Source organism: Marinomonas sp. ATLA20 (assembly GCF_057180105.1).
Genome location: NZ_JBXUKU010000011.1, coordinates 114476 through 128284 on the forward strand (window position 1 = coordinate 114476; position 13809 = coordinate 128284).

At 43.9% G+C, this 13809-nt stretch carries 17 protein-coding genes; 2 read left to right on the forward strand and 15 right to left on the reverse strand.

What is annotated here, in order from left to right; genetic code table 11:
• Positions 1-8: 8 nt before the first annotated feature.
• The 12 genes from AC2A4J_RS16775 to ccmA all read right to left on the reverse strand — a co-directional run bounded on the left by AC2A4J_RS16775 (position 9) and on the right by ccmA (position 10176).
• Positions 9-245 (reverse strand): YheU family protein, encoded by a 237-nt coding sequence (locus AC2A4J_RS16775; RefSeq protein WP_255825957.1) that lies wholly within the window; start codon positions 243-245, stop codon positions 9-11.
• Positions 246-2264: an NAD-dependent DNA ligase LigA gene (gene ligA, locus AC2A4J_RS16780; RefSeq protein ID WP_484176826.1), complete on the reverse strand. Its 2019-nt coding sequence runs from the start codon at positions 2262-2264 to the stop codon at positions 246-248.
• A gap of 91 nt (positions 2265-2355) precedes the next feature.
• A complete protein-coding gene (gene zipA / locus AC2A4J_RS16785) occupies positions 2356-3396 on the reverse strand; it encodes a cell division protein ZipA (RefSeq protein ID WP_255825961.1) in 1041 nt (346 codons plus the stop codon).
• Positions 3397-3461: 65 nt separating this feature from the next.
• Positions 3462-4658, reverse strand: coding sequence for a tetratricopeptide repeat protein (locus AC2A4J_RS16790; RefSeq protein ID WP_484176827.1), 1197 nt, complete (start codon positions 4656-4658; stop codon positions 3462-3464).
• Positions 4655-5065, reverse strand: coding sequence for a cytochrome c-type biogenesis protein (locus AC2A4J_RS16795; RefSeq protein ID WP_484176828.1), 411 nt, complete (start codon positions 5063-5065; stop codon positions 4655-4657). The genes AC2A4J_RS16790 and AC2A4J_RS16795 overlap by 4 nt, the downstream gene beginning before the upstream one ends.
• Positions 5062-5571, reverse strand: coding sequence for a DsbE family thiol:disulfide interchange protein (locus tag AC2A4J_RS16800; protein ID WP_484176829.1), 510 nt, complete (start codon positions 5569-5571; stop codon positions 5062-5064). The genes AC2A4J_RS16795 and AC2A4J_RS16800 overlap by 4 nt, the downstream gene beginning before the upstream one ends.
• A 2-nt stretch (positions 5572-5573) precedes the next feature.
• The gene (locus tag AC2A4J_RS16805; protein WP_484176830.1) at positions 5574-7511 is read right to left on the reverse strand and encodes a heme lyase CcmF/NrfE family subunit; all 1938 of its coding nucleotides are present in this window, start codon (positions 7509-7511) and stop codon (positions 5574-5576) included.
• 12 nt (positions 7512-7523) lie between these two features.
• Positions 7524-7991: a cytochrome c maturation protein CcmE gene (gene ccmE, locus AC2A4J_RS16810; RefSeq protein ID WP_484176831.1), complete on the reverse strand. Its 468-nt coding sequence runs from the start codon at positions 7989-7991 to the stop codon at positions 7524-7526.
• Positions 7991-8167 carry a heme exporter protein CcmD gene (gene ccmD, locus AC2A4J_RS16815; protein WP_484176832.1) on the reverse strand — a complete coding sequence of 59 codons (177 nt, stop codon included), beginning with the start codon at positions 8165-8167 and terminating at the stop codon, positions 7991-7993. Before ccmD ends, ccmE begins: the two co-directional genes overlap by 1 nt.
• Positions 8157-8903: a heme ABC transporter permease gene (locus AC2A4J_RS16820; protein ID WP_255825975.1), complete on the reverse strand. Its 747-nt coding sequence runs from the start codon at positions 8901-8903 to the stop codon at positions 8157-8159. The genes ccmD and AC2A4J_RS16820 overlap by 11 nt, the downstream gene beginning before the upstream one ends.
• Complete coding sequence (ccmB, locus tag AC2A4J_RS16825; RefSeq protein WP_484176833.1) at positions 8903-9565, reverse strand: heme exporter protein CcmB; 663 nt, start codon at positions 9563-9565, stop codon at positions 8903-8905. The genes AC2A4J_RS16820 and ccmB overlap by 1 nt, the downstream gene beginning before the upstream one ends.
• Positions 9562-10176, reverse strand: coding sequence for a cytochrome c biogenesis heme-transporting ATPase CcmA (gene ccmA / locus AC2A4J_RS16830; protein WP_484176834.1), 615 nt, complete (start codon positions 10174-10176; stop codon positions 9562-9564). Before ccmA ends, ccmB begins: the two co-directional genes overlap by 4 nt.
• Positions 10177-10336: 160 nt before the next feature.
• Here ccmA and fliK point away from each other — a divergent pair, with 160 nt between their 5' ends.
• Both fliK and AC2A4J_RS16840 read left to right on the forward strand, forming a co-directional pair.
• Positions 10337-11989, forward strand: coding sequence for a flagellar hook-length control protein FliK (gene fliK / locus AC2A4J_RS16835; RefSeq protein ID WP_484176835.1), 1653 nt, complete (start codon positions 10337-10339; stop codon positions 11987-11989).
• Positions 11989-12237: an EscU/YscU/HrcU family type III secretion system export apparatus switch protein gene (locus AC2A4J_RS16840; protein WP_255825983.1), complete on the forward strand. Its 249-nt coding sequence runs from the start codon at positions 11989-11991 to the stop codon at positions 12235-12237. The genes fliK and AC2A4J_RS16840 overlap by 1 nt, the downstream gene beginning before the upstream one ends.
• Here AC2A4J_RS16840 and AC2A4J_RS16845 read toward each other — a convergent pair.
• From AC2A4J_RS16845 to AC2A4J_RS16855, 3 genes are all read right to left on the reverse strand, one after another.
• Positions 12228-12632, reverse strand: a complete 405-nt coding sequence (locus AC2A4J_RS16845) for a DUF2802 domain-containing protein (RefSeq protein WP_255825985.1) — start codon at positions 12630-12632, stop codon at positions 12228-12230. The genes AC2A4J_RS16840 and AC2A4J_RS16845 overlap by 10 nt on opposite strands.
• A 14-nt stretch (positions 12633-12646) precedes the next feature.
• The gene (locus AC2A4J_RS16850; protein WP_255825987.1) at positions 12647-13135 is read right to left on the reverse strand and encodes a chemotaxis protein CheW; all 489 of its coding nucleotides are present in this window, start codon (positions 13133-13135) and stop codon (positions 12647-12649) included.
• A gap of 31 nt (positions 13136-13166) precedes the next feature.
• Positions 13167-13809: chemotaxis protein CheW (locus tag AC2A4J_RS16855; RefSeq protein WP_484176836.1), on the reverse strand; the 643-nt coding region annotated here is incomplete at its 5' end.

The window sequence follows — 13809 nt, forward strand, 5'->3', positions numbered from 1 at the left end:
TTACGACCTCACATGAGGTCGTAATGACTTAAGTCACTCTTCGGAATCATCTTTATGGTTTCGCTCTCTGTATCAAATAACAGAACCGCTTCCCCGCTTCGCAACGATCGCAACGCCTGCTCGCGCTTTTGCGCTGCCGACAAATCATAATCGCCATAATCCGTGCCATCACGCGACACAATATCATCTAAAATGGTTTCTAAGGTGTCCGACGCTAACGAATCATAAGGTATTAAAGTATCCAATTAGATCGCTCCATGTTGAGTTAGCAAATCAATCACGCCTGCTTCATCAATGATAGGTACGTTAAGAGACTGTGCTTTAGTGAGCTTTGAGCCAGCTTTTTCACCCGCAACAAGACAATCTGTTTTTGCAGAAACCGACCCACTCACTTTTGCGCCTAACGCTTGCAACTTGTCTTTTACTTGATCGCGGCTAAATTGATTCAATGACCCCGTCACCACATAAGTTTTGCCCGAAAGCGGTAATTCATCAACAGATACTTGATGCTTTTTCTCCCAGACAACCCCCGCCTCTAGCAGACCTTTAATAGTGTCTCGGTTCAATTCTTGATCAAAAAACAAACGTACATGTTGAGCAACAATAGGTCCCACATCTTCCACTTCCACTAAGGCTTCTTGATCTGCCGCCATTAGATCATCCAACTCGGTAAAGTAACTGGTTAACGCTCGCGCCGTGGCTTCACCTACTTCACGAATACCCAATGAATAGATAAAGCGATTAAATTGCGTGCTCTTTGCTGTCTCAATAGAGGCAAGCAGCTTCTCAACTGATTTTTGCCCCATGCGCTCCATAGACAATATGGTGTCTTTTTTCGCTTCTAGGGTGAAAATGTCGACTGGCGTTTTGACCAACTCTTGATCCACCAGCTGCTCTATCAACTTATCGCCTAGGCCATCAATATCCATTGCTTTACGAGAAACAAAATGCTTGAGAGACTCTTTTAGCTGCGCACCACACACCAAACCGCCAGTACAGCGAATGACAGCTTCGCCTTCGACTTGTTCAAGGTCCGAACCACAAACTGGGCAAGCTTCAGGAAAAACAACCTCTGTCGCATCGTCAGGGCGCTTATCAAGCACGACTTGAACAACTTTAGGAATCACGTCGCCAGCGCGATGCACTATTACGAAATCATTGACTTTCACCCCCAAGCGAGCGATCTCATCTTTGTTGTGCAAAGTGGCATTAGAAACGGTTACCCCACCAACAAACACAGGCTCTAAACGTGCAACAGGCGTAATAGCGCCAGTACGGCCCACTTGGAAATCAACACCTAACACTCGGGTCATTTCTTCCTGCGCCGGAAACTTTCTAGCTATCGCCCAACGCGGTGCTCGGGCAATAAAGCCCAGCTGATTCTGCAGAGCAATTTGATCTACTTTATAAACAATGCCATCTATGTCATAGGATAAATCAGCACGTTTTTCATTAAGCATTTCGTAATACTCAATGCAGCCTTGCGCGCCCTCCGCTTTTGCCATTAGGTCATTGGTACGAAAGCCCCACTCACTTAACTGCAGCAAACCTTCATAATGACTTGTCGGTTGATCCCAACCTTCGACATAGCCAATGGAATAAGCACACATAACAAGTGGGCGTTTGGCCGTTATTTTTGGATCAAGCTGACGTAAGCTGCCCGCCGCCGCATTACGAGGATTAACAAAAGTTTTTTCGCCTTGCTCTACCGCCAATGCATTAAGCTTTTCAAAACCATCTTTTGGCATATAGATCTCGCCGCGAACTTCCAACACCGCTGGCGGTGTTTTCGTGCGCAACTTTAAAGGTACGGAGTAAATCGTTTTGATATTAGAAGTAATGTCTTCGCCAGACAAACCATCACCACGAGTGACACCTCGCACCAAACGGCCACCCTCATAACGCAAACTAATCGCCAAGCCATCCAATTTAGGCTCACAGCAATAGGTGACATGATCAGCATTAAGCAACTTACGAATACGCTGGTCGAAATCAGACAGTGACTCATTGTCAAAAGCATTATCTAAGGACAACATAGGGACTGTGTGCGCAACATTAGCAAAACCGCTGTCCGGCTTTTCGCCAACACGCTGAGTTGGAGAGTCGGCCTGAATCCAATCTGGATGCTCGTGCTCTATAGCTTGAAGCTGACGATAATCTCGGTCGTACACGGCATCTGGGACGATTAGTTCATCTTTTACATGATAAGCATAGCTGTAATCGTTAAGTTGCTGGATTAGATCCAGCATGTGCTGATGCGTCATGTTTGTCTCTTGGCTCATAGATAAATAAACTCGAATTTAATTCTTATGACAGGTCTAAAGCAACCAAGGCCCCTTAGGGCCTTGGTTCGTATTACTGTTTGTTGCGCATTAACCGGCGGCGCTCAAAATCACGTATTCGTTGACGACAATGAGCAATGGTTTGATCGCTCATTGGAGAGCGTCGCTCATCACGCAACTCACCACCAAGGTTACGTACTAAGGTCTGAGCGGTTTCAAGCATAAAATCAAACGCTTTCATGCTATTTTTTGGACCAGGCAAGCCCATAAAGAAGCTTACGCCTGGGCAATCTGTTTCACCCATGGTGTCTAAATCGAATGTGCCCGGCTCAATGGCATTTGCCATACTGAACTGCACTCGACCGCGATCAAAACCATCTTCATGACGATGGAAAATATCCATTTCGCCATAGCGCATTCCGCAATTCAAAATCAGTTGAAGCAATTCCATACCTGAGTAATTTTGCTCTTCAGGTGCAAAAATATTGATGACGATAACTTCTTCAATTTCCGCAACGCTATTATCTTCGTAATCACCTTCGTCAAGATCATCAACCACTCCGTTAGGCGTCACTTGATCAATATCAACCTCAGAATAATTACGCTCATAATCTTCATCGACTTGACCGTCGTAATCATTCGATGTCTCTGTCACAAAGTCTAAATCAAGCTCATCTTGCTCGTAGTCTTGCTCATAAAAGCCATCATCAGAGTAGTTTTGCTCAGAGACAGCGGAATCGCCAAAGTCTCGCTCAGGCACTAAAGAAGCCAACTCATCAAGGTGCATTTCTTCATCTCGATCCAACTCGGGACCAGAATCCACTTTATGAGGAACATCCGTTAAAGGCGCTTTTGCGGTTTTTCTAGCATTCTCAAAGGCATTGATAATTGGATCATGCGACGATTTCACTCGCTCCCCTGAAGGTATATTACCATATCCGACAGCAGAACCTTGACGCACAGGTACATCATCTGAATCATCTAGATCAGTGAAATCGTTATCTGCTTGGGCATATTCCTGCCCTTTTTTATACCGACGAAATCCATCTATGAGGATAACGACAATAATGACGACCCCAATCAAGATTAGCCACTCACGCAAGCTAAATTCCATTACTTATTCCGATTTGCATCAATTAATGTTGTTCGTATTATCAAACGAAGCGGCCTAGGATTCAATTACAAGGCGACCTTGATTACGAAAATCTCTTTATGATTTGTAAGTAAACCATGCTTTGTACCGATAATTCGACCTTTTGTAAGATCATTGTCATTAATATTCGCCAATTTAACCACTAAATCCACTTTATCGACTTCTGCCAAGGTCTCCGTTGGCATTAAGGAATCGAGATTGGTTAACAAAATAGGCTGGGCTAAATCCTCAGGAAACACTCTTTGAATAGCAACGGGCATTTTTTGCCCTTTCACTACCGCATAAACCAACAACACATCGTCATTATGCCATGTCAACTTACTGGCATCCCACTCGATCTTAACCGCTAACTGATCGGTAATAATAGGTGCGACTTGCTGATAATCAATTCGACCTAATTCTCGGGCTTTACTGATCGCAGACAACAAGGCTAAACGCTCTGTTGAATGTCTACTGTAGCGGATCGCTTCCTGCCAAGCCAATACAGCCCCTAAATAATTTTGTTGCGAAAAATTTGCCACGCCTTTTAAGTCCAGCGCGGTGGCTTGGGTCGGTGCGACTTGTAAAATAGCGTCTACGACTTTTAACATTTTCGTTGAGCTTTGACCGCCATTGGCATAAAAAACTGCCTGCGCGTATTCCACCAGCAGGTTCACTCGATTCTCAGCATTTTTTGGTAATTTACCTAACGCAGTTTCAAATGCAAAAACAGCCTCTTGGTACTTTTCAGCACTGACATAATCCGTCGCTAGATAATACCAATCCTCAACTCTGCCATAGCGTTCACTGCGATATTTTAAAAAATCACTTACTTTCTGCGGAGTTAACTGTTGTGTTTGCAAATCTTGTGTAAAAACAACCTCTTTTGAATAACCAATCTGCTGATAAAGACTAACACTGCCTAAAACAGCTACAACCACTACCGCAAGCATGACCCAGCGAGCAAAAAAAGTGTCATTTTTAAAAAAGCGTTTTTGTCCACCATCAACAGACTGATCAACAGACTGCATTTCAGCATCAAGATCACGTAACAGCTGTGAAGATTCATTAGCTGTTAATCGCCCCGCTTCCTCTTCTTGCACAATTTCTTTTCGACGCACCAGTGCAAACGCCTGCGCATCTTTACCATTTAAACCGCGATCAAAAGGACGAATCATAGAGTTCAAAAGATACACTAGGCTCAACACTATCATAGAGGCCATGACTAAATACGCGACCATCATAAATCTCGTCCTCGCCGTTTACGGTTCGCCATTACCACATAGACAAAAGCCAGAAGCCCTATTCCAAGCAAAATAAATGGCCCATACCAAAGCAAAAAAGTGGCCGTCGAGTGCTTTGGACGATACAAAACAAAAGAGCCATAGCGCGCCACCATGTAATCAACAATTTCCTGATCCGTTTTACCTTGCTCTATCATTTGATGGACAAGCTCACGAAGGTCGACAGCAATACCAGAGCCAGAGTCTGCTAAGTTTTGATTCTGACATTTCGGACAACGCAATTCTTCGACCAAGCTTTGATAACGAGTTTTATTCAACTCTGAACTAAAAGGCATTTGCTCTTGCGCAAAAACAGATAGGGAAAAAGCCACCATTACAGATAAGAAAACACCTTTAATAAACATCATTTCATGTAGCCCTTTATTTCAGGCCAATTTTCAGCATTAATCACGCCCTGATGTCTATACACAACCACCCCAGAAGTATCAACAACAAAAGTTTCAGGCGCACCTGTCACGCCCATATCAACACCGAAGTTACCGATTTCATCCATCAATATAGCTTGATAAGGGTTGCCTTTTTGCTCTAGCCATTGCTCAGCAGGCGCTTTCTCATCTTTGTAATCGATACCAATAATAGGCACCCCAGAATTAGCCAGCTGCATTAAAAAAGGGTGTTCAACATGACAGGCAGGACACCAAGTTCCCCAAAAATTAATCAAATATGGCGTGTTCGGTAAATCCTTGTGTGTATAAATCTGATCATCTTTCAATGACACCAAGGTAAAGTCAGGCACTTTTTTTCCAACCAAGGCCGAAGGCATATACTGGGCATCTTTGCCAAGCTGCAAATAAAACACCACGCCTAGCACCAAAAAAACTGCCAACGGCATAAAAAACAGCAACTTGCGCATGGCTACACTCCTGCTCGTTTTCGATAACGTTTATCTAATGCGGCTAACAAACCACCCGCCATCATCATCAAACCACCCAGCCAAATCCAACGCACAAAAGATTTCACGTAAATTCGTACGCCCCAAGCAGAATCATCTAGCCTTTCGCCCAAGGAAACATACAGATCACGAGTAAACCCAGCATCCAGTGCCGCTTCCGTCATGACTTGCTGACGAGTGGAAAAGAAGCGTTTTTCTGGATGAAGAACAGCAACAGCTTCACCCGCTTTATAAGCCATAAATTGCCCTTTGCTTGCCTCGTAATTTGGCCCTTGCACTTGCTCCATTTGATCAAATTGAAATTCATAGCCTGCGATCGTTGCTTTATCCCCTGGCGATAATCGCAACATAGATTCATCACTATTTACGCTAACCAATACAACTCCTATCAGTGTCACCACCATGCCAAGATGAGCCAACAACATGCCGTAGTAATTTCTGGGCAGTTGTAGAGCACGAGGAATAATACCTTTTGTACCGGCAGACACTTTTCCAAACCAATCAGAGAAAGCTAAGCACACCACCCAGAAAGCCACCACTAAACTCAACCAAGTGATAAAGCCAAACTCATAGCGATACACAACTAAACTGGCCAGCGAAATAGCGACGCCTGCTGCGACAGCACATACCTTAAAGAACACACTAAATTTCGTATAGTGCCATTTAGACAGTGGACCAATCGCCATAAAGACCATCAGCAACAGCGCAATTGGTGTAAAAACGCTATTAAAATACGGCGCACCAACAGAAATTTTCCCTAGGTCTAATGCATCAAATATCAACGGATACAAGGTACCTAACAAAACAGTAAGCGTCAGAACCGTTAGTAAGATGTTATTGAGCAGCAACCATGCTTCTCGTCCCGAAGCCCCAAAAGACACTGTCGAACGTACCTCTGCCGCTCGGATGGCATATAACAACAAACTGCCACCAACAAGCACCAAGAGTAAAGCGAGAATAAAAATACCGCGAGTTGGGTCGGCCGCAAAAGAATGCACCGATGTTAATACCCCAGAGCGCACCAAAAATGCGCCAAGCAGAGAGAGACTAAAAGTAAAAATTGCCAGTAAGACAGTCCAACTTTTGAATACTCCGCGTTTTTCTGTCACAGCAAGAGAGTGCAGCAGCGCAGTTCCTGCTAACCAGGGCATAAAGGAAGCATTTTCTACTGGGTCCCAAAACCACCAGCCTCCCCAACCTAATTCGTAATACGCCCACCAGCTCCCCAGAGTGATTCCCAATGTCAGAAACGCCCACGATGCGGCCGTCCAAGGCCTAGCCCATCGCGCCCAAGACGCATTCAAATTACCGGTAATCAAAGCCGCTACAGCAAAAGCAAACGCGACAGAGAACCCCACATAGCCCATATACAAAACAGGCGGATGAACAATCAAACCAAAATCCTGCAGCAGAGGATTTAAATCGCCACCATCTGGTGGCACATCAGGTAATAAACGAGCAAAAGGCGAAGAGGTAAAAATCAAGAAAGATAAAAAACCGACACTAACCATACCTAGCACAGCTAAAACAATAGGTCCGATATCGTCTGGAAGAGTTCTTATCTTTAACGCCACGGCTGAACACCAGCCAGACAAAATCAGCACCCAAAGCAATAATGATCCTTCGTGTCCGCCCCACAAGGCACTAAATTTATACCAAACAGGCAACTGACTATTCGAGTTTTGAGCCACATACAACACCGAAAAGTCGTCCGTTAAAAATGACCAACTCAAGGTGACAAAACTTACCAATACTAAGGTCGACATGATAAAAGTCAGTGGACGCGCAGTTTCCAGCAAAAGCCGATTGCCTTTCCAATATCCAATCAAAGGCACAAAGGCCAGCGACAAGGCAAAAAATAACGATAATATTAGCGAGAATTGACCAATTTCAGGAAACATAAACAGCCTACATTAATAAGTATATTGCGCAGATGCTGCGCTCTCGTCAGTCGAACTTTGAGCACTTTTCAATGCTTCTGTAATTTCTGGCGGCATGTATTTTTCATCATGTTTAGCCAAGACTTCAGTGGCTTCAAACACACCATCATTATTGAGCTTGCCCTGAGCCACAATACCCTGACCTTCTCGAAACAAGTCAGGCAGAATTCCCCGATACTCTATGGTGACTTTGTGCTGGAAATCGGTCACATCAAATGCAACCGCTAAGGTGTCAGGGTTACGCTTTACACTGTCTTTTACTACCATGCCGCCCGCACGAATATTGGCATTTCTTGGGGCTTCCCCCATAACAATTTGGGATGGAGAGAAAAATAGATTAATATTTTGCTGCAAGGCATACATGACCAAGCCAACCACTGCGCTCAATATCAACACAATAGCTGTTATCACTATCAGCCGTTTTTTTCTTACTGGATGCATTAGCGGGTTTGATTCCTCAAAAAGCGTTTATGTAACGTATCTCGTGTTTTTCGACGGGCCGATAAGGTATTCCAAACTAACCAAGCTAACGCCAAAGCGCTAAAGCCATAAGCCGACCAAACATAGACACCGTGTGTTCCCATCGACAAAAACGCTGCCACACTGTCAAAAGCCATTTTCCATTACCTCTTGCTTCACCCAGTTCGATCTATGTTCGCGAATTAATATCTCAGACTGCATTCGCCACATAACCAAACCAGCCACAAAAAAATACATACCAACAACAGCAATAAGCAATGGTAACCACATCTCGGGAGGCATCTCAGGTTTCTTAGTGAGTGTAAACGTTGGCCCTTGGTGTAAAGTTTCTAGCAACACAACCGAGTATTTTATAATGGGCAAATTAATTAACCCGACGACACTGATCACGGCTGCCGCCTTGTTTGCCAACACCAAATCATCTAAAGAATTTTGCAAAGCGATAATGCCCATATAGAGAAAAAACAACACCAGTACAGACGTCAGTCTTGCATCCCAAACCCACCAAGTCCCCCAAGTAGGCTTCCCCCAAATGGCACCAGAAACCAAGGCTATCAGAGCCATAACAGCGCCAATTGGTGCCATTGCCTTGATAAAAATAGGGGCCATCTTCATCTGCCAGACAAGAAACACAAAACCAGCCACACCCAAGGCCAAGTAACAAGATTGTGCCAACATTGCCACAGGCACATGAATATAAATAATTCGAAAACTGTTACCTTGTTGGTAGTCAGCAGGAGCAAAAGCCAGACCCCATACCAATCCAACGACAAGACACAGACAACCAAAACAAAATAAAGGCAAAGCCCAAGATTTAGACCAAGAGAAAAACCATTTTGGCGAACCTAATTTATGAAACCACGACCAGTTCATCAATTTACACTCGCTTTGACTGCAATCGCCGTCATAAAAGGCGATACCACTAAAGATAATAAAGACATGGCCAACAACATGGCCAACAATCCAGAGTAAGGCAAACCGGCTTGTACGGCTTGAACCGCTGAGGTCGCAAAAATAATCACCGGCAAATAAAACGGTAGTATCAATAACATTACCAAAATTGCGCCTTGCCTTATTGACACCGTTAGAGCCGCACCTATCACGCCAATAAAGAACAGGCTCGGCGAGCCCAATAGCAATGTCATAATCAGCACCCAAAAACCAGAACTTGGTAGATATAACATTTCACTAAACAGCGGCATCATAACAAGCAAAGGCAAGACAACAGCCAACCATTGCACGATGACTTTTAACAAAATCAACACAGGCAAAGAAAGTCCACTGACAACCCATTGCTCCAAAGAACCATCTCGAAAGTCCTCTTTAAACATGCCTTCTATCGCCATCAAAATAGCCAATACCAGAGCACACCAGACAATCCCTGCCGCTGCTGGAGCCAAAAATTCAGCAGAAGAATTAATACCTATAGGAAACAAGGCAACCACAATAACGAAAAATAGCAGCGCATTAACAACGTCTTGTTTACGACGCCACAACACCAAAAATTCAGACGCTAAAAAAGAAGAGTACGTCATGGCAGTAGCACCACGTTACGAGAAGAAAGGGACAACAATTCCTTATGCGTGCTTAATACCACCAAACCACCTGACAACACATGCTGTTGAATACGATCCTCTAACAAAGCCACTCCTCTGACATCTAAAGAGGAAAAGGGTTCGTCCAATAGCCAAAGTGTTTTTGTACTCAGCCATAAGCGCGCCAATGCAACTCGGCGAGCTTGGCCGGCAGATAATTTCTTCACCTGCACGTCCATGTAATCAGTAAGCTCCAGCTGCTCCAATACCTCATGCAAGAGATTTAAAGCAACGTCTGGACAAGACCAACGCAGATTCTCCACAACTGTGAGAAGGCTTTTCACACCAACAGAATGACCAATATAGATTGCATCTTGCTGTAACGGATTTCTATCTAAGGTGACATCCTTACCTGAATACACTATTCGCCCTTCTAAAGGCGACAGTACACCTGCGATAACTTTTAACAGCGAGCTCTTACCAGCCCCGTTCTCTCCCAAAATACGCACAACTTCACCAGACTGAACGTTAAAAGATAACCCTTTACACAGGTCTCTCTCTCCGCGCTCGATCCAAAGGTCTGATATTGTTAAAGAAGCAGAAGATTGCAAAAGATTTATCCAATTCGGCCGATACAAAAGTCAAGGTTAACATTGTTTGGCTACACTGTTTTAACAATACAGCTTAACCTTACGATAGAGCGCAGACATTATATGAGAAGCGTTCCCAAAAGCACAAAACAATCGACACTCTAATCAACAGGCAGGTTTCATGATCTCTGACATCCAATCTATGCTTAATGCATCATCTGGCAGGCAGAGCGATGCAAGTAACAACAAGGCATTGAGCAATGTGGGAACAATCGCAAGATTAGGTAATGAGATGAAGCTTATTGAAAACCTCAGCCTGATTAAGTTTCAAGGAAGCGAATCCCTTAATTTCCAAGGAAAACCAGCCCAGCTATTGCATGCAACCAGCGCACACCAGCCATTTACTCTTGTTAATACTGGTCCAACTATCGATATTAGCAACATTCAGCATGCTAAATTGAATAAAACCAATGCGTTGCAAGTCTCACTAAATCTTCCGGCAGATAATTCATCGAGCAAATTAACGGCCAATCAAACTCCCCCTCAAGTTAGGCAGACAGACAACCTAATAATGGCGTCTCGCGTCGTTAACCTAACCGTCACCTCAGTAGTGCCTACGGTCAATGAACAGCTGACTGCAAAAACAAACACACCACCAGTAACGGTTGCTGCGCCCCAGAGTTCTAACACTAAAGCAGCACCTTCTCAGGCAACCAGTACTCAAACGACAGCGACTCAGGTGACAGGTGCCCAGACAACAAGCCCTCACACTACAGCGGCAAACATTCAGCTCCCGACAACGAATTCATCTACACCAACGTCAACACCGCAAATAAACACCAGCATTCAAACGGCAACATCAACCAACGACTCCCCCTCCCTACGAGCAACGGTTTCTGATGGTAAGACGGAGTTTCCTATTGTTAGCCAGACGCCATTAAAAAAAGGGGACGTCATTCGCGTCATGGTAGACGCCAATAACAATATGCAAGTACTGCCAACAAAAACCAATACTACAGTCCCGTCGGTGCAATTAGAGGCCCTTAAACAAAGCTTACCGAAGCAGTTGTCACTAGGGGATATGTCCCAGCTCGTCAAACAATTACACAATCTGAACGAGACGACATCCACAAACCTACCACCACAAACCCAGCAAGCACTTAAGCAGCTGATGCAAAATATGCCAACGTTAGGAACATTAACAACCTCGCCAGAAGCGATGAAACAGGCCATTCAAACCAGTGGGCTATTTTCTGAATCCCTATTGGCCAATGACAGTAAGACTCAAATACCTGCAGATTTAAAGCTCAATCTTACGCGGTTAAAAGAGGTTCAAGAAAGCGCTGGACCTATACGTCTAACAGGTGTTCCAACAGAGCACATTGCCAATGCCATTGAACGCATTACAACAACTCAGTTACGACATTTTTCAGACCCAAACCAGATCAACACTCCAACCTATCCATTGCATATAGAGTTACCGATAAAAAACGGTCAGACTCCAAGCTATGTACAAATAGAAATAAATAAAGACGCAAGTACAGAAGAGCGTGATAAACAAGATAGACGCTGGTTAGTGAAGTTAAAATTTGATTTTGAAGAAACGGGAAGGTTTGATGCCAGAGCCAGTATTCAAGCAAATAAAGTGGGCATTCTCTTTGCTGCAGAAGATTCCGATACCGTACAGAAATTACAGAAAAATTTGTCTGCTTTGAAACAACAGTTAAAGGAAAAAGACATTGAAGTCGAAAGATTAGACGCGTTTCAAGCCAAACTAGATAATGAAAAACACAATGTAGTCAAAACTCAATCCTTGATAGATGTGAGGACCTAATGCAAAAAGCAGTCGCTTTAAAATATGACTTTAGCGCAGCACCAACAGTAGTCGCCAAAGGCAGTGGTTTACTTGCAGAAAAAATCTTGGCGGTCGCCAAAGAAAACGATGTTCTACTTCACCAAAGCCCTGAGCTCGTGGAAATGCTCAGCACTTTGGAGTTGGGAGAAGAAATACCTGAATCCTTGTACCTAGCTGTTGCAGAAGTTATCGCCTTTGCACATAAGATCAAAGACCATCAATGGTAATCGGAGTTTCTGCGTGACTCTTGCTTTAATAAGCTAATCAATTCGGCCTCAGCTCGTATAAGTCCGCATTTGGAAACTAAATCATCAATGGTTGCGCCCATTTCTAAAAGCTCCATAGCACGATTGTATGAGACTCCACCCTCTTTCGATAAAATCTCAGATTGCTTTTCCACTGCTAGATTCAATTTTTTCTCAATGGCCACCAAGCGGCGCCCCATACCAATTGACCCTGAGGCAAGAACTTGCACCTGCTTTTTTTGATTCAATTCTGCTTCTGTATAATATTGCTTCATTTGCTTCAGGCGTTTTGACAATCGAAAAGCCCAAACAGCAACAGCAATCAGGATCACAAATTGAAGCATCAAGAGAAGGTTAAATAACCATTGAGATTCCATTTAGTACAACTGCCTTAATTACTTACTTCAGACCATTCATCTTCTGATAATAATTTATCAAGATCTACAAGAATCAATAAAATATCATTTTTGTGACAAACGCCTTGGATAAACTTAGATGATTCATCATTACCAACATTTGGCGATGGTTCAATCTCAGACTGACGAAGGTAGACCACTTCAGATACCGCATCTACAAGAATGCCAATAACATGACCTTCCACTTCTAAAATCATGATACGCGTAGAATCCGTAAGCTCACCTGAAGGCAAACCAAATCGCTGACATGTATCAATAACGGTAACCACTGTACCACGTAAGTGAATAATACCCAGAACATAGCTAGGTGCTCCAGGAACTGGCGCGATTTCAGAATAACGCAGGACTTCTTTTACCTGCATAACATTCACACCATAGATCTCATTCTCTAAGCGGAATGTAACCCATTGCAACATGGGATCATCTGACAGGCCGGCACTTTTCAACGCAACACTACTACCCATATTCTTCTCCTAAAATCACTAAATGATTCTATTATTTAATCGAGCGTTTAAATCCATTTTGTGGATCATCCAACAATTCTACAAAGCCCTGTACATCTAGTATGGCACACATATGATCAATTACCGTACCGGCTAGCCAAGGCCGCTTACTTCTATCACTACGCCATTTTACTTGTGATGGCTCTAAGGTAATTGCTTCGGCAACTCGCTCACAAGCAACGCCCCAATCGGTTCGATCAAGTTGTATTACGAATTTAAAATTATCTTTCATTTCACCTTCGTAATGATTAGGCATAACCCAACGAGCAGTATCCACTGTACGAAGATTAAATTCACCTACATTTGCAACGCCCATAAACCAATCAGGCTGACCAAAGATAGAGGTCAATTTATCTTCGCCACTTTGAAAAATCCCCCCCAGTTCAACTAAGGGAACAGCGAGTTTCAAGCCACCAACATAAAAAAGCAAACACTCGAATCTTCCTACAGCCCATGGCAAGGGATCTGTTTTTGAGACTTTTTTAACTGGCTCTGGCTCTGGCTCTGGCTCTGGCTCTGGCTCTGGCTCTGGCTCTGACTCTGGCTCTGGCTCTGGCTCTGGCTCTGGCTCTGGCTCTGGCTCTGGCTCTGGCTCTGGCTCTGGCTCTGGCTCTGGCTCTGGCTCTGGCTCTGGC

Bases quoted from the DNA above. Each gene is read 5' to 3' on its own strand.
- ligA (WP_484176826.1), bottom strand. From the start codon at position 2,264: ATGACGCATCAGCACATGCTGGATCTAATCCAGCAACTTAACGATTAC.
- zipA (WP_255825961.1), bottom strand. From the start codon at position 3,396: ATGGAATTTAGCTTGCGTGAGTGGCTAATCTTGATTGGGGTCGTCATT.
- AC2A4J_RS16790 (WP_484176827.1), bottom strand. From the start codon at position 4,658: ATGATGGTCGCGTATTTAGTCATGGCCTCTATGATAGTGTTGAGCCTA.
- AC2A4J_RS16795 (WP_484176828.1), bottom strand. From the start codon at position 5,065: ATGATGTTTATTAAAGGTGTTTTCTTATCTGTAATGGTGGCTTTTTCC.
- AC2A4J_RS16800 (WP_484176829.1), bottom strand. From the start codon at position 5,571: ATGCGCAAGTTGCTGTTTTTTATGCCGTTGGCAGTTTTTTTGGTGCTA.
- AC2A4J_RS16805 (WP_484176830.1), bottom strand. From the start codon at position 7,511: ATGTTTCCTGAAATTGGTCAATTCTCGCTAATATTATCGTTATTTTTT.
- ccmE (WP_484176831.1), bottom strand. From the start codon at position 7,991: ATGCATCCAGTAAGAAAAAAACGGCTGATAGTGATAACAGCTATTGTG.
- ccmD (WP_484176832.1), bottom strand. From the start codon at position 8,167: ATGGCTTTTGACAGTGTGGCAGCGTTTTTGTCGATGGGAACACACGGT.
- AC2A4J_RS16820 (WP_255825975.1), bottom strand. From the start codon at position 8,903: ATGAACTGGTCGTGGTTTCATAAATTAGGTTCGCCAAAATGGTTTTTC.
- ccmB (WP_484176833.1), bottom strand. From the start codon at position 9,565: ATGACGTACTCTTCTTTTTTAGCGTCTGAATTTTTGGTGTTGTGGCGT.
- fliK (WP_484176835.1), top strand. From the start codon at position 10,337: ATGATCTCTGACATCCAATCTATGCTTAATGCATCATCTGGCAGGCAG.
- AC2A4J_RS16840 (WP_255825983.1), top strand. From the start codon at position 11,989: ATGCAAAAAGCAGTCGCTTTAAAATATGACTTTAGCGCAGCACCAACA.
- AC2A4J_RS16845 (WP_255825985.1), bottom strand. From the start codon at position 12,632: ATGGAATCTCAATGGTTATTTAACCTTCTCTTGATGCTTCAATTTGTG.
- AC2A4J_RS16850 (WP_255825987.1), bottom strand. From the start codon at position 13,135: ATGGGTAGTAGTGTTGCGTTGAAAAGTGCCGGCCTGTCAGATGATCCC.